The sequence below is a fragment of the Sulfitobacter sp. HI0027 genome (assembly GCF_001634775.1).
Lineage (GTDB): Bacteria > Pseudomonadota > Alphaproteobacteria > Rhodobacterales > Rhodobacteraceae > Sulfitobacter.
Map to the genome: position 1 here is coordinate 14,158 of NZ_LWER01000135.1, position 24,810 is coordinate 38,967.

A 24,810-nucleotide genomic window follows, 5' to 3' on the forward strand; every position below is an offset into this window, starting at 1 on the left:
GTCGCTCCTTTCAGTAGGATTTCGGAAGGCCCAGTGCCTTTTCGGCGATGAAGCACAGGGCAAGCTGAGGTGAGACCGGGGCGATGCGCGGGATCAGGCTTTCGCGGAGGTAGCGCTCGACGTGATATTCCTTGGCATAGCCAAAGCCGCCATGGGTCATCACCGCCGTCTGGCACGCGTTGAAACCAGCCTCACCGGCAAGATATTTTGCCGTATTGGCCGAAACGCCACAGGGCATGCCGTTGTCGTATTCCCAAGCCGCCTTCATGATCATCAACCAGGCTGCTTCCAGTTCGGCATAGGCGATAGCCAGCGGATGCTGGATCGATTGGTTTTTACCGATAGGCCGGTTGAAAACCTCACGTTCCTTTGCGTAGTTTGTGGCGCGTTCCAGCGCGACGAAGCCCAACCCGACCGCTTCAGCCGCGATCAGGATCCGTTCGGGGTTCAGGCCGTGCAGGATATATTCAAATCCGCGCCCTTCCTCACCAATCCGGTCGCTTTCGGGGATCTCGAAATCCTCAAAGAACAGCTCGTTGGAATCTACCGCCTTGCGGCCCATTTTCTCAATTTCGCTGACCTTGATACGTTCGCGGTCAAAGGGCGTGTAAAAGAGCGACAGACCGTGCGTCGGGGACTTCACTTCTTCCAGCGGCATTGTGCGCGCCAGAAGCAGAATATTGTCTGCCACCTGAGCAGTGGAAATCCACACCTTCTGGCCGTTTACCACATATTTGTCACCGCGCTTGTCGGCGCGTAGCTTCAGCTGGGTGGTGTTAAGACCCGTATTGGGTTCGGTGACGCCAAAACAGGCCTTTTCCTTGCCGATTGCCATCGGACGAAGCATGCGCTGTTTTTGCTCTTCAGAGCCAAACACGGCCACCGGATTCAAACCGAAAATATTGATGTGGACAGCCGATGCACCAGACAACCCCGCACCGGACTCCGAAATGGCGCGCATCATTACGGCAGCTTCGGTAATCCCCAACCCGCTGCCACCATGCTCTTCAGATGTGCAAATGCCCAGCCAGCCTTCTGCTGCCAGGGCTTCGTAAAAATCTTCCGGAAACCCGCCATCTCGGTCGCGGCGCAACCAATACTCGGCATCAAAGCCCGCGCAAATCCGGTCAACCGCGTCGCGGATAGCGTTTTGATCATCGGTCAAGGCAAAGTTCATTTATTGGTCCTCTTTGGTGCAATGCAACGTGCCGTTGCGCTGAAGCTCGGCGATTTCGTCGTCCGAGAATCCGGCTTCGGACAAGATTTCTGGTCCGTGTTCGCCCAAGCGTGGCGCATAGCGTTTCACCTTGGCCGGTGTGCGTGAAAAGCTGACCGGAACGGCCATCTGGCGCAGCTTGCCTTCGCTGGGGTGATCGACCGATTGAAAGAAACCTGTCTCGACCAGATGCGGATCCTCGATAATGGATTCAAAGCTGTGCATCGGCATCGCCGGCACATCGGCCTTGCGAAAAACCTCCAGCCACTCTGCGGTTGTCTTGGTCAAAATGATTTCCCCAAGCGATGCATAGACAAAATCGATGTTGGCCATCCGGTTGGCAAAGCTGGCAAACCTGCCGTCGCTCTGCGGAATGTCGGAGCGACCGATCTCGTCGAAGAAACGCTGCCAATGGCCGTCGTTGTAGATGAGGGCGCAGACATAGCCGTCCATGGTCTTGTAGGGACGACGATCCCTTGAGAGGTGACGCGAATAGCCGCCAGCATCCATCGGAGGGTCAAATGTAAGGCCACCCAAATGGTCACCCAAAATCATCGAGACCATTGTCTCGAACATGGGGATCTCGATCTTCTGGCCCTTGCCAGAGCGTTCACGCTCAAGCACCGATGCAAGGATCGCATTGTTGGCGGCAATTCCGACAATCCGGTCGGCCACCGCAGCCGGTACATAGGCCGGCTCCTTACCTGCGCGCGTAAAGCTGTGAGAGATGCAGGAACCGCCCTGGATCAGATCGTCATAAGCCGGACGCGCTGCATAGGGCCCCGTCTGCCCGTAGCCCACCAGAGCAGCATAGATCAGACGCGGGTTGATTGCCGAAAGCTCTTCATAAGACAGCCCCAGCCGTGCCATGGCCTTCGGCCGGATATTTGTCACCAGCACATCTGTGCGCTCGACCAGCCGCAACATTGCTTTACGGCCGTCTTCCTGTTTCAGATCAAGCGCGATGTCCCGCTTGGACCGGTTCACGTTCATGAACAAGGGCCCCATTTCTTTGTGTCGCGCCGGACCGATCTGCCGGATCACATCGCCGGTCGGAGACTCGACCTTGACTACCTCCGCGCCGAAATCGCCAAGGATCTGCGTTGCATATGGCCCCATCAACACTGTTGTGAGGTCCAGAATTCGCAGTCCTTCCAAGGGTCCCATCGTCGCGCTCTCCAGGTGATCTTAAATATGGACAAATCGTCCACAATGTTGAACAGTTGCGGTATGAGTATCCTGATGTCAACGAGTTTTTTTGGGTGTGTTCCGGAGGCTGGCAATAAAGCTTCTGGACCTACGCTGGACAAAATCTCGATGGACAGGGCACAGTAGGACACCGGGCGGAGAGAAAAACATGGCCGTAAAACAAATAGAAAATTTGTTGGATTTGCTCGAGTTTTTTGCTGATCGGCAACGTCCAGCAACGCTTGCAGATGTTGTGTCACACTTCGATTGGCCACGATCCAGCGCGTTCAACATTCTTTCGACACTGTCGGAACAAGGCTATCTCTACGAACCCCGCGCGCGTGCCGGCTACTATCCCACGCCACGCTGGTCTCAGCTCGCTGCGGGATTTGCTCAAGGAGAACCGATTCCCGGACGGTTGATTAAGATGATGATGGAACTGGCGGCCGAAACGAATGAGACCGTCTGCATATCTGCGCCCAGTGGGCTACACGCCGTTTTTCTGGATGTCATCGAGTCGCCTGCAAGCATCCGTTATGCAGCGCAGCCGGGAAAGCGCGTTCCTATTCACGCCACGGCCTCCGGTCAGGCCTTGCTGTCACAATACCCCAAAAACTCTCTGGATGTGTTGCTGCGCAAGGTGAACTTCGAGCAGTATGGCCCGGGCACCCCGATCTCCGGCGATGAGGTATTGGCACAGATAGAAACTGGGCGAAGACGCGGATGGTTCCAGTCCGCCTCCCACTTCTCACCGGACCTCGGCGGGGTAGCTGTTCCAGTTGCCCACAATTCGCGCATATTCGGGATCACAATCGCGGGTCCGCTCTTTCGCGTTGGCGAGAAGGCTGAACACCACGCCATATTGCTTCACAAGGCGATTGACCGCATTTTAGGAGATGGCCACAGCCTGAAAACACTTACAAACTTTGATGTTCCGGTGGCTTTGATGATGTAACCGCCCCCCGACGGCATCGATTTGCCAACGTGGGTCTGCAATGATCCACAAAAAGGAGAGCGGTCATGTCGGATATTATCACAGTCGGACTCGATTTGGCGAAGAATTTATTCCAAGTGCATGGAGCTGACGGCACAGGCCGGGCGGTTCTACGCAAGAAGTTGTGGAGAACGCAGGTTTTGGCGTTTTTCATCCAACTTCCGCGATGCGTGGTTGCGATGTAGGCATGCGGAGGCGCGCATTTCTGGGGCCGTGAGATTGGTAAGTTGGGTCACGAAGTAAGACTGATCCCGCCCGCCTATGTCAAACCCTTCGTAAAACACCAGAAAAACGATGCTTCGGATGCTGAAGCTATTTGTAAAGCCGCTGTGCGCCCGTCGATGCGTTTCGTTCCGGTGAAGTCCGAAGATGTGCAGGGCGCGGCTATGGTCTTCCGGGTCCGGGAACTGCTGATCCGCCAGCGCACACAGGCGATTAATGCGCTTCGCGGCCATCTGACGGAGTTTGGAGAGGTGGTTCCCCAAGGCGCAGCAAACGCAGTACGCCTGAGTGCAATCATAGAGGATCCGGCAAGCGGCTTGTCCGAGGAAGCCCGGGCAACGTTGCTGGTCCTGATCGAGACAAAGACCCGTCTCGACGACCAGATCGCCAAGCTCAACGCTGAGATCAGCCAGCGTGCCAAAGAAAATGAGGTGGCGCGTAGACTGATGACGATCCCAGGTATCGGACCGTTGATCGTCACAGCTCTGGTTGCACTCGCGCCGCCCTCCGAGACATTCCGTAGTGGGCGCGATTTTGCAGCTTGGCTCGGCCTCGTGCCGCGACAGCATTCGACAGACGGCAAGCAGAGGCTAGGGGCGACGACAAAGACGGGGGAGCGGACTTTGCGGCGATTGCTGATTATTGGAGCCAACAGCGTCATCATAAAGCGGCATTTCCACTCGATGGCACAGCCGGGTACTTGGTTGGGAGGAATGCTGTTGCGCAAGACGCCAATGCTAGTGCGCGTTGCGCTGGCGAACAAAATGGCGCGGATTGTCTGGGCGCTCATGGTCAAAAAAGAAGTTTACAGAGCTCCGGCTGCGACGGCGTAAGGCGACTGACAGCCGCGAGGACGTCGGTACGGAGGAGGGCAAGGAGTTGTATGGCGCAACGGTCGTGAGACGGGATTGGGAAAACCAGTGTGCAACAGAGTGCCTTTGAGCACGCGGCTTTGATCTGGGAGTGTCATGAACTTTGTGTATCTGGCCTGGCCCATGCGGGTTTTAGATACAGTCACGCATTGAAGCGATCGTCGAACATTATGGCAAAATGATTGCGGGCCGCAAACCATTCTCGAACATTCCGGCCGCCTTTCTCAAAGTTGCGGATCGCCAAGTAGATCAGCTTCGTGGCTGCGTCTTCGGTCGGGAACGATCCTCGCGTCTTGATCGATTTTCGGATTACCCGGTTCAAGCTTTCAATTGCGTTGGTGGTGTAGATGATTTTCCGAATGGCGGGATCAAAGGCAAAGAACGGTATTACCTCTTGCCAAGCTCTGCGCCAGGCGGGGGCGATTGACGCAGATTCCCCAGCCCATTTTTCTTCAAAGGCATCCAGCTCCGCAGCGGCTTGCTCGGCTGTAGGGGCACTGTAAATCCGCCGCAGATCGGCTGCCACCTCCTTGCGATCTTTCCAAGCACAGAAGTTCAGCGAATGGCGCACGAGATGAACAATGCACGTTTGCACGGCCGTGTCCGGAAAGGCTGCTGTGATGGCATCAGGGAAGCCCTTGAGGCCGTCTACGACCGCAATCAGGATGTCTTGCAGCCCACGGTTCTTCAACTCTGTCATCACGGAGAGCCAAAATTTGGCGCCCTCATTGTCAGCGATCCAAAGACCGAGAACCTCGCGCACGCCATCCCTGCTGACGCCGAGGGCCACGTAGACGGCTTTGTTCTTGACCATGCGACTATCGGCGTCGCGGATTTTGACCCGTAGAGCGTCAACAATGACGATGGGATACATCCGGTCCAGCGCCCGGGATTGCCACTCCCGAACCTCATCCAACACCGCATCGGTCACGCGGCTGATCAAGTCGGGCGAAACTTGCAGGCCATAGACGTCCTCAAGATGAGCACGGATGTCGCGGACGGTCAGACCCGCGGCGTAAAGCCCGATAATCTTGTCATCCATCCCATCAATGCGGGTCTGCCCTGTTGAATTTGACGAGGAATTGACCCGGTTTTCTGAAACGCCGTGACCCACCGATATCAACAATCCCGCCTAGTTTTCATGAGCTTATCATGTTTCTGATGGGTCAGCATCAAATGAAAAAGTGGGTCAATCCGACGCGAATATGAGTAAGCGGTGCGCCGCCCGCACACTTACGGCATAGCGCCTGATCTGCGATTCAGAGGCTTCTTTGATTTGTGGGGAGTTTCTCGATGGGAGCGACAAGCGAGTTTCTGGCAAGGATGCCGCACCGTGCGGATGGGAAGCGGAATTGGCCGCCGGAGGTGAAGGCCCAGATCGTGGCGGAGACGCTGATTGAAGGCGAGACGGTCAAGGCTGTAGCGAGGCGATACGAGCTGATCCCGAGCACAGTGTCGGATTGGCGGCGGATGGCGCGGCAGGGCGAGCTGGTTCTGGCAAACCTGGACGGCATGGACTTTGTGCCAGTTGAGATCGCGGCGCCTTCGCCTGTCGCCCAGCCTCTGCTCGCTACTTCCTCCAACACGCTTGATGTGATGAAAGGCGATGTCACCGTGCGTCTTGATGCTGCGGCGCCAGCGGCGCGGATCGCTGAGATCGCGCGGGCTTTGGCCACGTGATCACGACATCCCATACCCAAACATCTGGAACGGGTTGAGGTGGTCATTGAACCCGAACGATCCTGCGCCTGCGGAGCTGAGCGTCACGTCATTGGAGAGGTACAGTTGCTAGCAACTGACCTCGTGAAAGCTTCTTACCAAACGCGACTGACCCGTCATTGTACGCACCGCGCAACTGGAAAACGCGCTTTGCCAAGTCGACACCAATTTTAGTAATTTCGGACATGGATGCTCCTTCCTTCTGTGATGGCTTTTAAAACTCAACAGAGTGGCACATTGCGACGCCGTCGGGAGGAGGCATCCACGCCATCAACAGAGCCATGCTCTAACATTAAATTTAGCCACTTGATGGGGGGTACCACCTCCCGGTCACGCGGTTATCTGCCGCAATAGATTGCACCCAGCTTATCCAAGCTTTCAATATTCAGGTTCGATAAGCCAGCTGACCGCAGTGTAGCCTCTGTGTGTTCGCCCACATCAGGACTAGAGATCAATAGTTCAGGTGCTCCCGGCACGACCGGCACGGGCACCATTCCGACACCGGGATGGTCAAGCCATTGGAATGATTCGACTTCATCTACGTGCGGATCATCGAAGTAGTCGGAATAGTTGTAGACGATAGAGTTCATTACATCTGCCTGCGTAAGATGCGCGGCCCAATACTCGGAATCTTTTTTTGCAAACTCGGAAAACAAGACCTTGTTAAGTTCGCGTTCATTTTCAAGCCGCTGGCGGCCTGTCTGATATTTCGGGTCACCTACCAAGTCCTCCCTACCCAGCACGCGACACAACGCAATGAAATGATCGTCACGCATCGCGGTGATGTTTATCTGTCCGTTGCGGGTCGGATAGGCACCGACAGGTGCATATAGGTTGCCTGTGTCACCGTCTTGCAGATGGTACTCGATCATCTTGGGCGTTTGAAACGCCGCAGCAGCCTGCATGAGATTACAATCAATCCATTTCCCACGATTAAATCGCAGCTTTGAAATCAGAGCCATTGCAACTGCGTTTGCACCGTACAGACCGGTCATGACGTCCATGGCAACCATACGGGACCTTTGCGGTATACCTTGCTCATTTGCATTCATCGTCATCCAACCCGAAAACGCCTGTATGACAGCGTCGGTAACCGGGCGGTTCACATAGGGTCCCTGCTGACCAAATCCGGAAACAGAAAGGTAAATCAGGTCGGGTTTCAGGCCCGCCAACTCGTCGTAGGATAGCCCGAGCCGGGCCATGACACCCGGGCGAAAGCTTTCAGCGACAACGTCAGCTGATTTTACCAACGTTTTCACAGCCTCGCGCACGTCGGGGTTTTTCAAATCTACCGCCATGCTTTTCTTGCCTCGGTTAAAAGCAATTGAATGGGCCGTGTGCTCTCCATACGCACGCCCGAGCGTCCGCCCCCATTCTCCCTTCAACGGTTCGATCTTTATGACATCCGCGCCATGAAGAGCCATAAGTTGCGTTGCGTGTGGGCCTGCAACTCCCGCAGTAAAGTCCAGAACTTTCAGCCCCGAAAATGCGTCTTGCATATCACTCATCATCTTGCCCTGGTTTTCTTCGTGTCAGGCGCAACCAGACGACCGCCAACACCGAGAACAGACCTATCCAGCCGATGTACTGCAAAAAGCCTCGGAAATGCAGGCCGAACCAAGCCGGAATAACGGCAACCGCTAAAATGGGAAGGAATATCAGCCATTTAAGAATGAAGTTACGCATCGGCTTGCCCCACTTTGTCTTTACGCACTCTGAACCAGAGCCCTGACAATACGACTACAGCGACCAGCATTGACTGCCACGTCGGGACGATAAACAGCAATGCAACTGTCCCCAGCAGACCGCGTTCCCATCCAGACAGTATACGTCGGAAGAACCCTTGTACCGCGGCTGCCAGACAGATGATCCCGACACCTGCCGTTACACTGTCGATCAGGATACGATACCAAGCTCCTTCTAACAGAAGGCTTGGCGTATAGATGAACATAAACGGTATCATGAACGAGGCGATGCCAACTTTCACCGCTTCGATCCCGGTCGACCACGGATTCGACCCCGCAATGCCGGCCGCGGCATAGGTGGTCAGCGCCACGGGCGGGGTGACTCCGGACAGACATCCGAAATAAAAAATAAACAGATTGGCCGCCATGATAGGTGCGCCCATTTCGGTAATCGAAGGAGCAACAAGCGCCGCAAGCGTGATATAGACGATCGTGGTTGTCATCCCCATACCGAGGATCACACAGACAATGGCCGTGATTGCCAGCGCCAGCGCCAGATTCCCGTCAGCCAGCACAGTCACAGCACCGGAAACCCGCCCCGCAAGGCCCGAAAGGTCCATCGACCCGATGATAATGCCGGCCGCCGCGCAGGCCATGACGATCGGTATGGTAGCGCGAATGCCGGTTTCAAGCGCAGCACAAAAGTCCTGGGGCGACAGGCGTGTTTCCGCTCTGAACAGCGTCACGATCACAGTCAGGACTAGCGCGGTCGCACCGGCGATCATCGGAGTGAACCCGAACAAAAGGAAGCCGACGATCGCGCCAAAAGCGATGAGTATTGGCCAGCCTTCACGCAGGGTAATCCATGCACTCGGCAAATCCTTGCGTGGAACGCCAGTCAGTCCAGCTCTGCGCGCTTGGAAATGGATCATCGCCAAGATCGAAATGTAGTAGAGCAGCGCCGGAATTGCAGCAGCGAGCACCACATCCCGATAACTTGCACCCGGGATATACATAGGAATGATGAAAGCCGCTGCCCCCATGACGGGCGGCACGATTTGACCTCCGTTGGATGCCATGGCTTCGACGGCAGCCGCAAATCTGGGATTGAAGCCCGAACTTTTCATCAAAGGGATCGTGAACGAGCCGGTTGTGACCACGTTCGCCGTGGTGCTGCCAGACAGTGTGCCATACAGCCCCGACGCCAAAGCCGCTGCTTTTGCAGCGCCGCCTGACATCCAGCCCGTCGCAGCATAGGCCAAGTCGGTAAAGAATGTCCCGGCGCCAGATCTTACCAGTACCGCCCCGTACATCATGAATATGACGATAAATGAGGACGAAACAGCAATGGGCACCCCAAGCATACCATCAAGATCCACGGTCAGATAACCAACGAGAGACGAGAACCGCGTCGGAGCGGCAAGGAAAATTGATGGGAAATGGTCTGAATACAAAGCATGAAACATGAAGAGCGCAGGCAAGATCACAAGGGCAAACCCCACCGTACGGCGAACGCCCTCCAGCACCAGCAAGATCAACACGGTTCCGCTGACGACATCACCACGGCTTGGAAAGCTCGAACGGGAGGCAAGCGCGTCCACATCCTGCATCCGATAGACAAGCACCCCCACAGCGCAAGAAATAAGTACAAAGTCGATCACCGACGTCCAGCGTAGCTTTTCGTGCCATCCGGACCGACCCAGAGGATAAAACAAAAACGCCAGAACCAGAAACATGGTAATATGAACCGTGCGGTGCCGGAATGCCTCGGCCGTGCCGAACAAACCGCCAAGCAGGTGATACATTGCGGTCCCGAGTGAGACCGCAATGATAATGGCCACAAGCCACGTCGGGACGGGAAGAGCCTGCCGGAGCAGATAGGCGTCGGTTGCATTTCCGATTTCTCGTCTGTCAGTCACTTCCGACCCCCCCTATGCGCGCCTGCTTTGCAAAGACCGCTTCAAAATGCGCCCTTTTCCTCAAGGTACTTCTGCGCCCCTGGATGGAAGGGGATGACACCGCCCTTCAAACTGGTTGTCGCATAATCCAATGCCAACGACGGGTCGGCGCCCATGAATTTCTTGAGGTCAGCGTCTTCGTAGAGAAGCTTAGTAAGTTCAAAGACAACTGCGTCAGGCACATCCTTGTTTACAAGAAAGATTGACCACATGGTCGGAACCGGAAAATTACCGGCGCTGCCTTTGTAGGGATCTGCGGGGTAAGTCATCTCGACGTACGCACCAGCTGGCGTCAGAGTAGGCAAAATCCTGTCCACCTCTTCTTGTGTGTACGGCACGATAGAAATGCCAGGCTGTTCGTTAAGCTTCAGCAAAAGCGGGCTTGGAACGGACGAGTAGTACATGAATGCATCCAGACGACGGTCTGCCATCATGTTGGTCACATCTCCAAAACCAAGGTACTGCATTTGCCCGCCGTTTTCAGACAGACTTTCCTCGGTGACGCCAAAATCGTTCAAGATCTGCATCGCGATTGCGGCAGTTGACCACTCTCGCTTGCCAGGGCTCACGACTTTGCCTTGCAGGTCTTCCATCTTTTCGATGCCTGCCCCGTTGCGAGCCACGGCGTGCAAGTAGGCCGGATAAAAGGTCCCAACGACACGTGCGTCCTGCCACTTCTGGTCAAACCCACCTTCGCCATTCCATGCCTCGATTGAGGTAGGAGAAAAGCTGAAGCCCATTTGCGCATCGCCGGAACTGACCAGCTTGTGGTTCACGTTCGAGCCACCCGGCACATGGCTGACCGCCATCTCCGGAAAAGCCTTGCCAAGCTTGTCAGCCAACTGTGTTCCAAACGTATGCCACAGGCCACCAGGCGATGTGGAAACGATCTTGAAGAATTTTGGCACCTCTTGGGCCGATGTCACAGCTGGTAGCGCGGCTATGGCTAAGGCCAGAACCCCGCGTTTTGCAAAAGTCTTAATCATTGTCTTTCCTCCCTATTGTTGCATTTCCCCGATCAGCCGGACTTTCGCCCGACTGCTCCTCATACCGGGATAGTCTCTCGAAATTCGGCCAGTCCCTGACCTGTTGCGACGGGGTCTCCGTGCTGGTTCTTGACGACGATATCGAATTGAACCCATTGACCGCTGTCGGTCAGATTCTTCCGGCTTACCGTAGCTTCGGGCGTGATGGTGTCGCCCAATTTGACGGGTTTGATCCACCGGGTTTCAAGTCTCCGGTGATATCCTCCGCGAGGCACCAGCCAATCCGTCAGCGTCCGCGTGATAAGCGCAAAGTTCTGCATGCCGTGCATGATAACACTGCCGAACGAAGTACCACCGAAGTCGTTCTTTTCCATCCAATCCGGATCGAAATGAAGCGGGTTATAGTCCAGCGATGCATCGCCAAAGTCCTGAATCGTTTCTGTTGTGACAGTGAAAGAGCGGCCACGAACGACCTCGCCCAGTTCAATTTTGTCAAAATTTTCCATAACAGTCATGTGTTGCGTCTCCTTATATCGGCCGGATGGTCTGGCCGCGGCCTGAGCACACAACCTGGCCATTCTGGTTGGTGAAAAGGTTCTCGTGAACCGCAAACAACCTGTCTTTCTTGATGAACTTGTCTAATGCCGACCCGCGCATTTCGATCGTGTCCCCGGGTCGGATTGGCACGTGATAGTACCAATTCTGACCAGCATTGATTGTGCCCGGAGACCTCATCCAATCCTTGGATGTCGTGCAGGCAAACATCAAAAGAATGTGGATGGAGGGCGGGGCGACAATTCCTTTGTATGGTGTCGAGAGGGCGTACTCTTCATCAAAATACAGCGGATTGTCTTCACCCACCTTGCGGGCAAAATCCTGAATTATCTTTTTGGTCAGAGTAACGGGTCGGGTCTCGCGTAGCTCGCCTGGGACGATCATGTCCCATGTCGCCCTGTCGTCCACTTCCTTCCAGAAATCCGTCTCAAACTCTTCGCCCATTACGTTCATGCGCTACTCCCTTATGTAAATTTGTTTGTTATTCAAACACAGAGTAATGTATTCAAACAACTCGACCAAAGGGTGCAGTGTCGTTCTGCCACCCGTCAATCCAAGGCAATCACGCAAAAGGCTAAATCAGGCCATTTGTTTGAATAGAGAACAGATAGCAATGTCAGAGAACGAACCCTCAAACACATACGCCCAAACTTTTGCGCGCGGCCTGAAAGTTATTACGACCTTTGATGAGGGCTCGCGCGTCCTCACCTTGACGGATGTCGCAGACCGCACAGGAGTGACCCGCTCCACGGCACGTCGATTGCTTCACACACTCGTCACGCTTGGCTATGCCGCGACAGACGGAAAGTACTTTTCTCTCACGCCGAAGATCCTGGACCTGGGATTTGCTTATCTGGCGTCTTCGGAAATATGGCGGTTTGCCGAAGCGGACATCCAGGCACTTGCATCGGAGGTAGGCGAAAGCTCGTCGATCTCAGTCTTGGACGGTCACGACATCGTTTACGTACTTCGGGTTCAGACTCAGCGTATTCTCAGAAACTCTCTGAATGTCGGAAGCCGCGTGCCCGCACACGCCAACTCTATGGGACGCATCCAACTGGCCGAATTGCCAGAACGGGAATTGCGTCACTACATTGAAACTGCGCACCTTGAACCCTTTACACCCTGGACCATCACCGACCCCAAGCGGCTTCACGAAAAGATTTCTCGTGACGGGCAGCAGGGCTGGTCCATGGTCTATCGCGAGTTGGAAGAAGGTATCGCTGGTATCGCCGTTCCGATACGCGCAGCCGGAGGACGCGTTATTGCGGCGGCCAATATCTCCTTGGCGCCAGTTCGGCTAAAGGAAGCAGGAAGACAAGAAGAACTCATCCAAATTCTACGGGAAACCGCCAATAATATTCAAAGGCACCTTTTAGAAGGTCGGACGTGACCTCAGAGATGACGACAATTCGATCCCGCGCCACGCAGCGAACGTCCCCTGCGATATGACAGATGGGAGGATATGCTAGACCACTCTGCACGGCACTGTCTGCTCAAGCGGGCGCCCTGGCCGAGCACCCGTCTTGTGGCCATCTTTCCAGACTTCTCGTCCATTGACAAAGACCCAGTCAATCCCAATCGCGGGACGGATTGGCGTCTCGAATGTGGCTCCCTCGGCAATCGTGTCCGGATCAAAGATAACCAAGTCGGCAAAGTGGCCCACTGTGATCCGTCCACGGCCTCCCAGGCCGAACCGGTCAGCAGGCATAGACGTCATGCGCTTGACCGCTTCTTCTAAAGAGAAAAGGCCGACGTCGCGCGCATAGCGCCCGAGCACGCGCGGGAAGGTGCCCCACACGCGTGGATGCGGATGCGATCCGGTGGGGATGCCGTCGGAACAAATGATCGTATGCTCATATGAAAGGATCCGCTGCACGTCTTCTTCGTCCATTATGAAAAAGATACCAGTTGCTGGAAGCAAACGCTCCAGAGCGTCGTCGATGTCCGTATTCCATCGCAGAGCGATATCGGCAAGATCTTGTCCGGCCAGCTCAGGATAGGGCTTGCTCTCGGCGACAATGACACGTGTTGCTTGTTTGTGACGTCCCGAATTGAGCATGGTCGAGGACGCAATCCAAGGCGTAGTATCAAGCCCGACATCTTGTTTTTGCATCGCGTCGTCGATCATCTTGAGTGTCTGGATTGATTTGCCGTGATTAGCCAACCCAGCACATTTATGGTGGGACACATGCACCCCGCAGCAACTCTCGCGACCAACGGCGAAAGTTTCCTGCAACGCTTCGATTACGCGGTCGCCTTCGTCGCGCATGTGAGTCACATAAAGCTTGCCGTGTTGGTGCGCGATGCGAGCAAGCGAGATCAGCTCTTCGGTCGGGGCCGCCCGTGAAGGAGGATAAAAGGTGCCAGTCGACAGTCCGATTGCACCCTCCTCCAAGGCTTTATCCAGCTGGCGGCACATTTCTAAGGTCTGAGCCTTGTCCGCAGGCAAACCAAGGTTGGTTAACTCGTTGATCCGCAGGGTAGAATGTCCGATCAGGCACGCCGCGTTGACAGCGGCAGGTGCGTCAGCGATGCGGTCACGGTAGGCCGCATAGCTTGGGAATGCCAGTTGATCGTCGTCCACGATCATGCGCAGCGCATCCGGCATTCTGCTCGTGTCTTTCAACGGGGCAATCGAAAAGCCGCAGTTGCCGTTTATCACGGTCGTGACCCCTTGAGACGTCATAAACTCCATGTCCGGGTGGGTCAGCATCGCACCGTCGTGATGCACGTGTGGATCAATAAATCCCGGCGCGACGACCTTGCCCCGCGCGTCTATTTCACGGCCCGCAATCCAATGAGACAGATTACCCGTTGCGGCAATCCTGTCATCTGTGACCGCTACGTCCCCCTTGAAACGAGTCGCCCCCGTCCCGTCAATAATATCCGCACCGCGAATGATAAGATCAGCCTGCATGGGACCACCTTTCTGAAAATTTTGTATTTTTGTTCGGGTTTTTATTGATCGGCGTCCGTGTGTGCCGGTCGATCGTCTCCACTCCAGCGCGCGACTAGATGCACAAGAATAAACACGATCATCAAAGGCACCGCGATTGCCACCCAGACCGTGCTGAAGGGAAGAGCATCAGCCATTGTCCGACTATGCCGCAGAAGAAAGCCGCGTGCAGGGTTCATGCCGGGGCCAAAAAAGACATACCACAAGATCGGTAGAAGATAGATTAAGACCACCACAGACTTGATCAGCCGAGCCCCGATCTTTATCCAGACCGGACCGCGGTTAATACCATTGAACAGCGCCGGATCGAACCGACGTTTAAAGGACATCGAGGCACCAATCAGACCAGCCCAGATCATTGCATAGCGGGCCAGTTCTTCGGTATAAGCAGGTGGTTGGCTGAAAACATATCTGGCCACCACCTGCAAAATTACGGCCCCCACAAGCACCACGATTGCGATACCGGAAAGGACCATAGCCACCTTATCCAGTGTGTCGCTAAAGCGGATCATCGAACTTCTATACGTGCTCATGAAGGCCTCCTTACCCTATTGACCCAAGGATGCTTTTGCTTCGGTCCACTGCTGAAGTTGGGCTTCACTCAGTGATGCCGACCAAGTTTCACGGGCCACTTCTGCCATTTTTTCTCGCTCGCCGTCTTCAAGCTCGGTTATGGTCACACCGGCAGCCTCATGTTTGGCGCGAACTTCGCCTGACCATGCATTGACCCACTCCCGATTTGCCTTGATACCTGCCTCCAACGCGGTATCGATCAACGCCTTTTCTTCATCTGGAAGCGCGCCGTACCAGTCCTCCGAAATCAGAACGACACGCGTGGAAGGCGTCAGATCAATGGGTGTAAAGTGCTTGAGAAACTCCGTATGGCCTGTGCGGATTGCAGAGTTTGGTGGATTGAAATAGCCATCTGCAACGCCGGTTTGCAGAGCATTTGCCACCTCGGACCACGAGATAATCGTGCCAGTGGTGCCGAGAGCCTCTTGCAGTGCCAACTGTTCAGAATTCAGCGCCCGAAATCGTAGGTCCGACAGGTCTGACATTTTCGAAACGGGCTTTTTGGAATTGTGAATTCCGATATCCATGCCGATGTAGTTCAAGCCGACAACCTTGACCCCATTTTGCAAAAGCGGTTCGTTCAATTTGACCAGCATATCGGTATCGGCCATAACCTGATCCAGCTCTTCCCTGCTTTCGAAGAAAAACGGCAGTTGAACGCCTTTGGCCAATGGTGATTGCCCGAATGTGGTCGACAAAGCAGCGAGGTTGATTTCAATTAGGCCTTGGGACACTTGGTCATAGCGCTCTTTTTCCGATCCCAACGTGTCGGACGGAAAAACCTTCACATCAAACTCAGTTCCTTCCAGCGCATCCGCAAAACCATGGACGAATGCGGCTTCGGCGTTCGTATCAGGATCATCCGCGCCGTTTAGTGCAACCTTCACCTCAGCGGCCTGAGTGGACAGTGCCACTACGCTTAGGGCCGTTGCGGCCAGCAGTTTTGAAAAGATTTTCATGTTCTCACTCCTTGGTTGGTTGTGTCAAGCAAGCCCAAGCCACCGTGGCAGAGCCAAAGAAATATCGGGAAAATAAGTAAGGATCAGTAGCAGCAAAACCTCGGCGACAAAGAACGGGAAGGTCGCGCGGATCAGCCGCCAGTAGTCCATGCGGACGGTCGTCGCGAGGATCAGCAAAACCCCTCCGAGTGGTGGAGAGAGCAAGCCAGTGGTGATGTTAAAGCAAATCACGATCCCCAGATGTACAGGATCAACGCCCATGCTCAGCGCGACGGGCACAAAGATCGGCGCGAAGAGTGCAACCGCCGCCTTTACATCCATTGCCATGCCAGCCAGCAAGAAAATCACATTGACGAGCATCAGGTATTGTAACGGTCCAAGGCCCCACGCCATCACAGTGCTTGAAATCGCCTGCGGCCATTGCAGCAGCGCTGCAAGATAGGAAAAGGTCGAAATCGCACACAAGATTATGAACAGCGCGCCCAACAGTACCCCAGTACGCTCGATGCTTTTGAATACATCCTTGACTGTCATTCCCCCAAAGACGAAGCCCACGATCAAAGCAGCAACCACAGCCACTGCTGCCGCTTCTGCAGGTGTCATAAATCCGAATAACGTTCCGCCCAGAATGATGACAGGCAGCATCATGGCTGGAATGGCTCTCACGAATGATCCCAGAAACGGCGGCACGTCATCGTTCGGTCCGCCCGGATGGTTGTCGCGGTGAGCGTAGAATGCGTTCATCGCCAACAGCACACCCGCAAGCAACAACCCCGGTATGATGCCTGCAGCAAAGAGTGCGGTGACATTGGTTTCCATCAACGCGCCGTAAAAAATCAGGATCGACGACGGGGGGATGATCGGACCAATAATTGAAGATGCACCCGTGATAGCCGCCGCATAGTCTTTCGAGTATCCGCGCCGACGCATTTCAGGCACGAGCGAATTTCCAAGTGCTGCGGCGTCTGAAACGGCTGAGCCTGACACGCCGGCGAAAAATACCGATGTGAGAACATTTACGTGGCCAAGTCCGCCCTTGAGACGACCAAGAAATGACATGCAAAAGTCAATCAGGGATGTCGCCAATCCTCCACGGTTCATCAGATCACCTGCAAAGATAAACATAGGCATGGCCAGAAAAGCAAACACGTCCAGTTGGCTAAATAACCGCTGGGGTAAAGCTGCCATGAAACCCTCACGACCCGCGGCAAAGAACGTCAGGATCGCAGAGGCACCGATGACATATGCAATCGCTGACCCTGCAAGCAGGCCCATGAAGGTGAAGACAAGTATTAGTGGCGCCTGCATTGTCGGCGGTTCCTTATTCAATGTTACCGCCAAGACTGCGGGCAAAAGAATGTTAAAGAAATAGAAAGCTTTTCGGCCATACATAGCATAATGCTATGGTCAGGACGTAGAGAAGGGCTCCAAAATATGAAACCAATCACCCTTCAAAGGCTTCAGGTTTTTCGCACAGTCTATGAGCGCGCCTCCATCACTGCCGCGGCCCGCGCACTCAAAATTTCGCAGCCGACCGCCAGCCGTCATCTGCGAGATTTCGAGCTGGCCTTAGGACTGAAGCTGTTTCTTATTGATAAGGGTCGGGTAATTCCAACACCGGAAGCTGACTCGATCTATAACGAAAGCCGTTTCTTGGACGATGGTATCACCCGACTAGAGCGCAGAATCGATTCCTTGCGAAAGGGTGTAGGAATGCGCCTGCCAGTGATGACAGTCGGGTTGCTTAGCCCGCATTTTGTTCCGAACGCATTGCGCCGCACGATGCATTCACTCCCCGGTCTGCGTGTTTCCGTCGATGTCGGCACGTCGGAGCAGCAGATTGTCGCAATCAGGGCCGGCATGGTCGAAGTGGGTCTTGTTGTTGGCAGATTTCAAAGTGAAGATGTCGTCTCAGAAGTAATCGGTCGGGGCCGACTTGTCGTGCTCAGCCCCGCTGATGGTCCACTTGCCGCAATGACGAGCGTCTGCCTGGAGGATCTGGTTGCGACGCAAATGCTTGGTCTGACCGCGCGCGGGCCGCTTGGCCGCATCTTGAACGAAGAATTGATAAAGCGCGGATTGCCCTACGATGACACTGTGACTGGAAACACGTTGGTATCGGTACCTCACTTGGTGAAGGCGATGCAGAGATCAGCTGTGGTTGATGAATTCACGGCTGCATTTCATGGTGTAGATGGACTTAAAACTTTAGATTTAGTTCCGGCGCTACCGTTTGAAGTCCACGCGATTACAAGAAGCGGAAGCGCCAGTAAGGCAACCATCCAACTCTTTATAAAAGAAATGAAGTCTTTGCTCGATGAGTGGTCAGGCCCATAATTGCGACGACCTCCAACTGTATGAACGGCGGAGCAATACTCAGCCACGGCGGCATTCGCCTTGCCACGCTTAACGAAAGGTTTGACATAAGCCTCGGGCGTCAACGCACATTAGGGCCCATCCGCTTTGAGCCGTCAGATCCAATGAAACGGCGCGCGAAAATTGGACTTTCGCTGCAAACAAGAGGGCACACCTGTTGATTTTAAGGACGAATTGACCCTTTTTTCCATTTGACGCTGACCCTCCTGAAGCTTTCTATCTCACGGAAAGCTGGCGGAATTATTCACAGCCGGTGGGTCACTGCGTTTCGGAAAACTGGGGCAATTTCTTGCAGAATTCAACAATGTGCCTTCAGGTAGGTCGCGTCGATCATAACTGTCTTCTGTTCGCCGTGCTCGGCAGCCAGCCCCACCATCATCCGCGCAAATATGCCCTTTTCGCTCCAACGCTTCCAACGGCTATAAAGCGTCTTGTGTGGGCCATAGGCTTCAGGAGCATCGCGCCACCTTAACCCATTGCGGTTGATGAAAATTATCCCGCTCAGAATCCGCCTGTCGTCGACCCTTGGCTTACCGTGCGACTTTGGAAAGTAGGGCTTCAGACGCGCCATCTGTGCGTCGGTCAGCCAGAAAAGATTGCTCATGTCACCGCTCCGTTTTCGGAGCCGTGAATCACGCAGCGCTCGGGAAATCAATGCATCCTGACCCTAAAGCGTAATGCCAAAGGCGGAAGCACATCAGTGCTTCATGACCACTTGCCCTGGGCCTTCCCTCCGCCTTTAGTTACAGATACCATTTGAGCATCGGCAATGACGCTGTTCTCAGCAGCAGGAAATTTGGTATATGAACAAAGAGCACATATCATTCTTGGCTCTGTGCGATTTACGTGGGGTTGGTTTCGAGACGCTGAAAAAGATCTCATCAGAACGTATCAAATATTCTTCGTTCTTCGATTTTGAGATAAGGTCGGAGCTCTCTAAAGATGATGCTCTGATGACAAAATTCTCTAAGATTTTTGAGCACCTAGACACACCGGCCTCCTGCAGCGGAGCCCTCGATGAGGGGCGCCGAAAGCTCGAATATTTCGAGCGTCGAGGGGTATCTCTTATTTTTCGAACGGACGAACGGTATCCCAAACGCCTTTCTGATCTTAACGATCCGCCTCACTGGATTTTCGTTGAGGGGAATATCAAAGCCCTGCAAGGAAATTCAGTTGCAGCGGTTGGCTCTCGTAAAGTGTCGCCTGACGGAAAGTGGCTCGCAACCTATTTCGGCTACTGCTTGAAAGAATTGGGTGTCGTAACTGTAAGCGGCTTAGCGGAGGGAATCGATCAAATTGTTCATCGTGCGAGTATAGCGTCTGGACTTCCCACCATCGCGGTCCTCGGAACAGGAATCTTGCTGAATTACCCCAAGGGCTCTGAAGGTCTCAGGCAAGAAATAATTGACGGCGACGGCTGCATCGTAACGGAGTACCTACCTAACGACTCCTTCAGCGCTCGCAATTTTGTCCGGAGAAATAGAATTCAAGCTGCGCTCGGGGATGTTGTTTTTCCGATCGAGTGGGGTGTGAAAAGCGGGACCGCGCACACGGTTAAATTTGCATCCGATTTAAAGAGGCCAATTATGTATGCTCGAACTCCAATGCAGGCGGAGCAGGATTGGATACCTTCAAATCTGCTGCACAACTCAGTCCGTCTAACATTACCTCAAGAACACGTCGCATTTCTAAATTTTTTCAAGGTTGGCTTAGCCGCTGAGCCCGCCCAGAAATCTCTACTTTAAGTGAAGGCACAACATGCACAACCTTAAAGGAATAATCTTCTCTCTCAGCGACGTCCTTGCGCATAAGGGATCGATAAATCCTGATCTTTTCTTTGAAACAGTGAAACTGTTGAAATTCCTCTTGTCTAAGGGGATACAGCCTGTCCTCGTTTCAAACACCACTTGGACTGTCGCTATAAAAGACGAGGATGAGAAGCCCTTTCAGGAATATCTGTCGCAGTTCGTCGGCTCACAACTCCCCTACTACCAAGGCGGCAAGGATATTGACTACAAGCAATACGCGACTGCCATGCAAGCCATCTTGGACAAACATGGCTGGACTGCTCCCGAAGTCTTCTATGTTGGGAATACACAAGAAGATGTCCAAGCTGCATCCAATGGCGGCTTTCCACTTCTTAACGCCAAGTGGCATGGTGACAATTCTCAGTATGGTTTTGAGTTTGCCTCTCCAAAAGACATTGCAAGCTTCGTTGACTGCTGCTGCCTGACACCTCAGGATTGGTTCTGGGGCATTGAAGATGGTGCTTTAAGAATTTATTCGATTGCGCCTTTTGCCGAATATTCAAAAGCCTATCCCGAGGGCGCGATTTACTCGTATGACGCGAAGCAAGCCGTAAAACAGGATACTGGCAACATCCGATTCTGGGGCCTTTTAATGGCAGCACGCATTCACTTGTCTGGCATTGGGACGGAAGTTGACTTTGTCGCACCATATCCCGGCCATAAGACGACATCTAATAAAACCAAGCTGATGAACGCCGTCGCCGTTGTTTCAGGCTCTCTTCGTGCAAGATATTTATTCGACTTCATCGATCGGCATACTGATGCTGAAAAATCGCAAATACTTAGAAATAATGGAAAATCGCCAACCGCAAATAATCAACTATCGACAATCAAGCTGAACCCGACACCAACACGAACTGGGCCCAAGCAGCTAAAGTACAAAAACAAGCCCAACATCAAAGGCAAGACTGTCTTAGTGGTGGATGACATCTGCACACAAGGCTACTCATTAGAGGCATCCCGCGCCTTCCTTGAGGCAGCTGGAGCAAACGTAATTCTCTTGTCATGGCTTAAAACGCCGGGCCGCAACGACTATCATGCAATTGACAAAATCACTCCAGCCATCAAGCGACCATTCTCAAAGTTCTCTCCTGCAGGTGTCGATGAAAAAATATACTCAAATTCAGGGAACGTAATGAACCCCAACGCCGATACAGAAATTGCGGTGGCTTACAAGAAGTATGTTTCTTGGGGATGGCCGACAGGACTCATCTGAAGAACCAAATTTTCAGTTTTCATCTGCGCAGCGAACGGCAGGTTTTCCGCCCTTCGTGCTTGATCGGGAGTCGTGCTACGTCATGTACGAAGGGTAACTTTAGGTTGCTTCAGGACCTTAGCAGATTGCCGTCCAAATGGCCACTTTGGTGCGTTGATGTCGATCTGAGGGGGCCGGTACTCGCGATGCATGCCGCGCCGCCGCGGGTCGGATTGGAGTCCTCTTTGACCGTGTTCCAACACGTGGATACAAGGGATAGGTGAGAGTGCATTCGACTAGCAGCAGTGGTTTTACCTTTCGAGAGGGGTGTGAATGGACAACAATCTGGCCACCGGACAATGCCTTTGTGGCGCAGTGAAATTCCGCATATCGGGAGAGTTCGAGAGCTTTTTCCTGTGCCACTGCGCCCGCTGCCGCAAAGACAGCGGTTCAGCCCATTCGGCGAACCTTTTTTCGTCCACGGCCAAAATTACCTGGGTGTCAGGCGAGGAAAACATAAAGGCGTTCCAGCTCTCCGGGACACGCCATATAAAGAGCTTTTGCTCCGATTGCGGGGCGGCGCTGCCTGTTTCCCAGCCGGAGGTTGGTTTGCTTGTGGTGCCTGCAGGGTCAATTGACAGCCGGATCGACATACGACCCAACGCGCATATCTGCTGTTCCAGTCGCGCAAGCTGGGACAACGACTTGGCCTCCATCGAAAGGATCGACGGGCTTCCCTGTTGAATGGTCGAGTCCATGATGCACCTCGGACAACAGCCTGACGACAAGAACACGACCATCGGTTTCGACCTGCTCTGCCGAACTTCATTCCCCTAGAATGTTGCGCCATGGACGAATGGCCGGACTGGCCAAGCTGCGGGCCGCATTGACGTAGAGGGTGGATGATGGTTCCAGGCCGAAAATGGACGCGTCTCGCCTGTTTTGGTTGGTCGTTGAACGGGTAACTCGCTTTATCCCTTGAAGCCGCTGAACCGGCCGCGATGGGTTCGTGTTTCGACGACGAGCACGCCATCCTCGATCCCAGCCCGACGGATGGGCGCTTTGGTCAGGGCGATGCCCAGCGGTTTGCCCGCCTTCGTCAATACCCGCACACCCTTGTTCTCAACCAGCAAGACAAATCCCTCGTCTACCAGCAGATCGCATTTGGTCGTGCAATCCTGCAGCCCCACAAGCTGTTCGCCCTCGAGGACGTAGAGCCGAGTGAATGTCTGGATGTAAAGGTAGCGATCCGTCTCTAGGATCCTGAGTGGTGTGCTGCCCACATCGTAGAGGGCGATCGGCTTGCCGGAACCATCGATGCGCAGGACCCGCCCCTGGGAGGTTCCCAGCAACACTGTATCGCCACTCCCTGAGAAGGTCGCAGCCTGAAGGCGATCAGGACCACCGCCGGTCGTGAAAGTCACAGTGGCGGTGAGCGTAAGCAAGTCCTCAGCGCTTTCCTTGCCCTGCAGTTCTTCGTGGCTTGCCCCGGTCAGCACCTCGTATGCTGCGTTGACCACCTTCATCCGCTCCTCGCTACCGGGATTGAGGTCCGGGTGCAGCTGACGCACCAAGCCACGGTATTTCTGCCGAATCTCATCCGGCGTTACTGGCAGTGCAAGCTCAAGTCCCTTGAGCGCCTCTTCGATTTCCACGGCGGTTCCCGTATGCCTGCCCATGCCGCCCGCTTCAAAGGTATGATGATAGGTCTCCACGCGGCGTTCAGGCATACGGACGCCCCAGAGGCGTTTTCCGTCCCGGTCGATGCACCAGCCTTCATCCACATGCGTGTAAAGGTAGCGGTCTCGACTGGGGCTGAGCGCGATGCAGTTGAGCGCCAAGTGGGGTTCACCCCACAGGATACCACCTTCCCCGCCAAGATCGAGACGGCGGCGCCCCGCTGCGACTTCGGGCGTGGCGGAAAGGTCGGTCTCGAAATCGACTTTCAGGTCCGCACCATAGACGGTCAGGATATTCGTTTTCGACCGTGTCGCGAAGCCCTGGCCCTCGGGATGGACATCGAGCGCATAAATCGGGCGCTCCAGTCGTTCGATCATTGGGGTGACGCCCTGCTCGGAGGTGAACATCACTGCGCCTGGCGCACCGAGGCTTGCCTCGGACTTTCCAAGGTCATCGAAGGAAAGGACGCCGCCACGTGTGGTGAAGTGCTTTCGGAAAGCAGGGTTCGGGCGATCCGTAGGCGCGATCGCCTCTACAGTGAGTTCACGCCAAGTGCCTTCGGCATCCTCGAATGTTTCAGAGGTCGCAGGCAGCGTAACCTGGCTCGTCCAGGCCTCCGGAGATCGTGGCAGCGGCACCAAGGTCAGCTTGTCGAAGTTGAGCTCGATGGGCTTCCCCGGCTTGGATCTGGCCTGATGAGACCCCGGGCGCGGCGGCTCGGTGTAGACTGCCGAAGCGTCCGTGGCGCTCATCTCGACGCCGTCTACGTAGAGCGCGTAGGTCTTTCCGTTCTTGGCGCGGCTGATCTCTCCAGCCTTCTCCAGCCACGAGATCAGGTTGCTGACAAGGCGTCCGTCCTCGGCGCCCACCTTCGACTTCATCTTGTTCTGCAGGATGCCAGGCTTCGCTGCGACGGCTTTGCGTATAGCGTCGAAGAGGTCGATGGCGGCGAGATGCTTCTCGGCATCCGCGCGGTATTCCTCAAGATGATCGAACTGCGATACAAGTTCATGCAGCATCTCCAGTCCCTTCCGGTCGCCGGTTATGGCCAGCATGGTGCCGCCCTGAGTAAGCGCGGGCATGTTCAGGCTGAGCCTCTTGCCGTTGCCCCTGGGATCCTCAAGCCACTTGCGAATGAGCGGCAGGCTCTTGTGCGCCGCGGTGGCGGCGTCCATGTATCTGCGGTCAGAGATACTTTCCTGCAGAGCCTGCAATTGGCTGAAGTAAGCTTGCCCCGGCATCTCATAAGATTGTGCCTCAAGGCGTTCCCTCGTTTCTCGTTCGAACTCCTCGAAGCGGCTCTGGCGCTCACCGCCTGAGCTAACCGTTTCGCGGATTGCGGCGACCCCCTCATCACGCACTGTAGTCTTCCCCGCGCCGAAAAGTTTCTTCAAAATGCCGAACATTATGAACCCAATTGCCTGACCTCTATATGGCAATTGGCGCATCCTAATTTCCGCATGTCAATCTTCCGGGGCACCAGCGGAGACGTTCAAGCGCAGTGGGCGCGCGGGTGCGCCCCCGGCAGGGAGGCGGAATAGCCTCGGACCAGCGACCTACCAGAGCGCGGATTCATCGAAGGCAGCGACGCGGCGGGAGGGGCCGCGTCGCCGCGCCCCGTTGCACCTCATGTCCACCCCAATTGGCGGCCGGCCCCTGTGCTGAAGCGTCAATGCTCACTGCTATCTGAACCCCGTTTCCGATCGAAAGAAATCCACTTGAACTCGCCGGTCTTCTTGTTCCTGTATAGGGCCACCCTGTCGCGCCTGAGTTTTCGAAACGGCATGTTCTTACGCTGCAACTCGGCGGGGGAAATCTCCCCGCGCCAACCGCTCCTCGTCTCGTTGCCGAGCCCGCGCTTTCTG

20 protein-coding genes and 3 pseudogenes are annotated in these 24,810 nt (G+C 54.7%); 8 read left to right on the forward strand and 15 right to left on the reverse strand.

Annotated features, from left to right (window positions below; translation table 11 throughout):
- Positions 1-10 precede the first annotated feature (10 nt).
- Together A3722_RS07955 and A3722_RS07960 are read right to left on the reverse strand one after the other, a co-directional pair.
- Positions 11-1,177 carry an acyl-CoA dehydrogenase family protein gene (locus A3722_RS07955; RefSeq protein ID WP_067624034.1) on the reverse strand — a complete coding sequence of 389 codons (1,167 nt, stop codon included), beginning with the start codon at positions 1,175-1,177 and terminating at the stop codon, positions 11-13.
- Complete coding sequence (locus A3722_RS07960) at positions 1,178-2,383, reverse strand: CaiB/BaiF CoA transferase family protein (RefSeq protein ID WP_067624036.1); 1,206 nt, start codon at positions 2,381-2,383, stop codon at positions 1,178-1,180.
- Positions 2,384-2,573: 190 nt separating this feature from the next.
- Here A3722_RS07960 and A3722_RS07965 point away from each other — a divergent pair, with 190 nt between their 5' ends.
- Entirely contained in the window at positions 2,574-3,359 is a 786-nt protein-coding gene (locus A3722_RS07965; RefSeq protein WP_082849389.1) for an IclR family transcriptional regulator, read from the forward strand.
- A 65-nt stretch (positions 3,360-3,424) separates the two neighbouring features.
- Positions 3,425-4,453: pseudogene (locus A3722_RS07970) on the forward strand (IS110 family transposase).
- A gap of 181 nt (positions 4,454-4,634) precedes the next feature.
- Here A3722_RS07970 and A3722_RS07975 read toward each other — a convergent pair.
- Positions 4,635-5,552 (reverse strand): annotated as a pseudogene (locus A3722_RS07975) (IS256 family transposase); the annotation flags it as partial.
- A gap of 233 nt (positions 5,553-5,785) precedes the next feature.
- On the opposite strand from A3722_RS07975, the gene tnpA reads away from it, so the two are divergent.
- Complete coding sequence (tnpA, locus tag A3722_RS07980; RefSeq protein ID WP_236627366.1) at positions 5,786-6,172, forward strand: IS66-like element accessory protein TnpA; 387 nt, start codon at positions 5,786-5,788, stop codon at positions 6,170-6,172.
- Between the two features lie 377 nt (positions 6,173-6,549).
- Here the strand turns inward: tnpA and A3722_RS07985 are convergent, their stop codons facing one another.
- Genes A3722_RS07985 through A3722_RS08010 form a run of 6 tightly spaced genes read right to left on the reverse strand, consistent with a single transcriptional unit; the run spans position 6,550 to position 11,848 of the window.
- Positions 6,550-7,719, reverse strand: a complete 1,170-nt coding sequence (locus tag A3722_RS07985; protein WP_161487374.1) for a CaiB/BaiF CoA transferase family protein — start codon at positions 7,717-7,719, stop codon at positions 6,550-6,552.
- Positions 7,712-7,897 carry a hypothetical protein gene (locus A3722_RS07990; RefSeq protein ID WP_067624046.1) on the reverse strand — a complete coding sequence of 62 codons (186 nt, stop codon included), beginning with the start codon at positions 7,895-7,897 and terminating at the stop codon, positions 7,712-7,714. The genes A3722_RS07985 and A3722_RS07990 overlap by 8 nt, the downstream gene beginning before the upstream one ends.
- Positions 7,890-9,815 (reverse strand): TRAP transporter permease, encoded by a 1,926-nt coding sequence (locus A3722_RS07995; protein WP_150120003.1) that lies wholly within the window; start codon positions 9,813-9,815, stop codon positions 7,890-7,892. Before A3722_RS07995 ends, A3722_RS07990 begins: the two co-directional genes overlap by 8 nt.
- 41 nt (positions 9,816-9,856) lie before the next feature.
- Positions 9,857-10,840: a TAXI family TRAP transporter solute-binding subunit gene (locus A3722_RS08000; RefSeq protein WP_067624052.1), complete on the reverse strand. Its 984-nt coding sequence runs from the start codon at positions 10,838-10,840 to the stop codon at positions 9,857-9,859.
- 59 nt (positions 10,841-10,899) lie between these two features.
- The gene (locus A3722_RS08005; protein WP_082849390.1) at positions 10,900-11,355 is read right to left on the reverse strand and encodes a MaoC family dehydratase; all 456 of its coding nucleotides are present in this window, start codon (positions 11,353-11,355) and stop codon (positions 10,900-10,902) included.
- A 13-nt stretch (positions 11,356-11,368) separates the two neighbouring features.
- Entirely contained in the window at positions 11,369-11,848 is a 480-nt protein-coding gene (locus A3722_RS08010; RefSeq protein WP_082849391.1) for a MaoC family dehydratase, read from the reverse strand.
- 160 nt (positions 11,849-12,008) lie between these two features.
- On the opposite strand from A3722_RS08010, the gene A3722_RS08015 reads away from it, so the two are divergent.
- Positions 12,009-12,788, forward strand: coding sequence for an IclR family transcriptional regulator domain-containing protein (locus tag A3722_RS08015; protein ID WP_067624057.1), 780 nt, complete (start codon positions 12,009-12,011; stop codon positions 12,786-12,788).
- Between the two features lie 75 nt (positions 12,789-12,863).
- Here A3722_RS08015 and A3722_RS08020 read toward each other — a convergent pair whose 3' ends face one another.
- Genes A3722_RS08020 through A3722_RS08035 form a run of 4 tightly spaced genes read right to left on the reverse strand, consistent with a single transcriptional unit; the run spans position 12,864 to position 17,194 of the window.
- Positions 12,864-14,315 (reverse strand): N-acyl-D-amino-acid deacylase family protein, encoded by a 1,452-nt coding sequence (locus A3722_RS08020; RefSeq protein WP_067624059.1) that lies wholly within the window; start codon positions 14,313-14,315, stop codon positions 12,864-12,866.
- A 41-nt stretch (positions 14,316-14,356) separates the two neighbouring features.
- Positions 14,357-14,887, reverse strand: a complete 531-nt coding sequence (locus tag A3722_RS08025; RefSeq protein ID WP_067624062.1) for a TRAP transporter small permease — start codon at positions 14,885-14,887, stop codon at positions 14,357-14,359.
- 15 nt (positions 14,888-14,902) lie between these two features.
- Positions 14,903-15,886, reverse strand: a complete 984-nt coding sequence (locus A3722_RS08030; RefSeq protein ID WP_067624065.1) for a TRAP transporter substrate-binding protein — start codon at positions 15,884-15,886, stop codon at positions 14,903-14,905.
- A 24-nt stretch (positions 15,887-15,910) separates the two neighbouring features.
- A complete protein-coding gene (locus A3722_RS08035) occupies positions 15,911-17,194 on the reverse strand; it encodes a TRAP transporter large permease (RefSeq protein ID WP_067624068.1) in 1,284 nt (427 codons plus the stop codon).
- 126 nt (positions 17,195-17,320) lie between these two features.
- Here A3722_RS08035 and A3722_RS08040 point away from each other — a divergent pair, with 126 nt between their 5' ends.
- The gene (locus tag A3722_RS08040) at positions 17,321-18,223 is read left to right on the forward strand and encodes a LysR family transcriptional regulator (RefSeq protein WP_067624070.1); all 903 of its coding nucleotides are present in this window, start codon (positions 17,321-17,323) and stop codon (positions 18,221-18,223) included.
- Positions 18,224-18,566: 343 nt separating this feature from the next.
- Here A3722_RS08040 and A3722_RS08045 read toward each other — a convergent pair.
- A pseudogene (locus tag A3722_RS08045) lies at positions 18,567-18,866 on the reverse strand (transposase); the annotation flags it as partial.
- A 199-nt stretch (positions 18,867-19,065) separates the two neighbouring features.
- On the opposite strand from A3722_RS08045, the gene A3722_RS08050 reads away from it, so the two are divergent.
- The 3 genes from A3722_RS08050 (at position 19,066) to A3722_RS23195 (ending at position 22,009) form a co-directional block, all read left to right on the forward strand.
- Complete coding sequence (locus A3722_RS08050; RefSeq protein ID WP_067624076.1) at positions 19,066-20,007, forward strand: DNA-processing protein DprA; 942 nt, start codon at positions 19,066-19,068, stop codon at positions 20,005-20,007.
- A gap of 13 nt (positions 20,008-20,020) precedes the next feature.
- Positions 20,021-21,286, forward strand: coding sequence for a phosphoribosyltransferase family protein (locus A3722_RS08055; RefSeq protein WP_067624079.1), 1,266 nt, complete (start codon positions 20,021-20,023; stop codon positions 21,284-21,286).
- A gap of 312 nt (positions 21,287-21,598) precedes the next feature.
- Positions 21,599-22,009 (forward strand): GFA family protein, encoded by a 411-nt coding sequence (locus A3722_RS23195; RefSeq protein ID WP_082849394.1) that lies wholly within the window; start codon positions 21,599-21,601, stop codon positions 22,007-22,009.
- A 227-nt stretch (positions 22,010-22,236) separates the two neighbouring features.
- Here A3722_RS23195 and A3722_RS08065 read toward each other — a convergent pair whose 3' ends face one another.
- Entirely contained in the window at positions 22,237-24,351 is a 2,115-nt protein-coding gene (locus A3722_RS08065) for a J domain-containing protein (RefSeq protein WP_067624085.1), read from the reverse strand.
- Between the last annotated feature and the right edge of the window lie 459 nt (positions 24,352-24,810).

Coding starts and splice junctions, on each gene's coding strand:
- A3722_RS08010 (WP_082849391.1), bottom strand. CDS start 11,848: ATGAACGTAATGGGCGAAGAGTTTGAGACGGATTTCTGGAAGGAAGTG.
- A3722_RS08000 (WP_067624052.1), bottom strand. CDS start 10,840: ATGATTAAGACTTTTGCAAAACGCGGGGTTCTGGCCTTAGCCATAGCC.
- A3722_RS07955 (WP_067624034.1), bottom strand. CDS start 1,177: ATGAACTTTGCCTTGACCGATGATCAAAACGCTATCCGCGACGCGGTT.
- A3722_RS08030 (WP_067624065.1), bottom strand. CDS start 15,886: ATGAAAATCTTTTCAAAACTGCTGGCCGCAACGGCCCTAAGCGTAGTG.
- A3722_RS07985 (WP_161487374.1), bottom strand. CDS start 7,719: ATGAGTGATATGCAAGACGCATTTTCGGGGCTGAAAGTTCTGGACTTT.
- A3722_RS08055 (WP_067624079.1), top strand. CDS start 20,021: ATGCACAACCTTAAAGGAATAATCTTCTCTCTCAGCGACGTCCTTGCG.
- A3722_RS08020 (WP_067624059.1), bottom strand. CDS start 14,315: ATGCAGGCTGATCTTATCATTCGCGGTGCGGATATTATTGACGGGACG.
- A3722_RS08040 (WP_067624070.1), top strand. CDS start 17,321: ATGAAACCAATCACCCTTCAAAGGCTTCAGGTTTTTCGCACAGTCTAT.
- tnpA (WP_236627366.1), top strand. CDS start 5,786: ATGGGAGCGACAAGCGAGTTTCTGGCAAGGATGCCGCACCGTGCGGAT.
- A3722_RS23195 (WP_082849394.1), top strand. CDS start 21,599: ATGGACAACAATCTGGCCACCGGACAATGCCTTTGTGGCGCAGTGAAA.
- A3722_RS07965 (WP_082849389.1), top strand. CDS start 2,574: ATGGCCGTAAAACAAATAGAAAATTTGTTGGATTTGCTCGAGTTTTTT.
- A3722_RS08025 (WP_067624062.1), bottom strand. CDS start 14,887: ATGAGCACGTATAGAAGTTCGATGATCCGCTTTAGCGACACACTGGAT.
- A3722_RS08035 (WP_067624068.1), bottom strand. CDS start 17,194: ATGCAGGCGCCACTAATACTTGTCTTCACCTTCATGGGCCTGCTTGCA.
- A3722_RS08050 (WP_067624076.1), top strand. CDS start 19,066: ATGAACAAAGAGCACATATCATTCTTGGCTCTGTGCGATTTACGTGGG.
- A3722_RS08005 (WP_082849390.1), bottom strand. CDS start 11,355: ATGACTGTTATGGAAAATTTTGACAAAATTGAACTGGGCGAGGTCGTT.
- A3722_RS08015 (WP_067624057.1), top strand. CDS start 12,009: ATGTCAGAGAACGAACCCTCAAACACATACGCCCAAACTTTTGCGCGC.
- A3722_RS07960 (WP_067624036.1), bottom strand. CDS start 2,383: ATGGGACCCTTGGAAGGACTGCGAATTCTGGACCTCACAACAGTGTTG.
- A3722_RS07990 (WP_067624046.1), bottom strand. CDS start 7,897: ATGCGTAACTTCATTCTTAAATGGCTGATATTCCTTCCCATTTTAGCG.
- A3722_RS08065 (WP_067624085.1), bottom strand. CDS start 24,351: ATGTTCGGCATTTTGAAGAAACTTTTCGGCGCGGGGAAGACTACAGTG.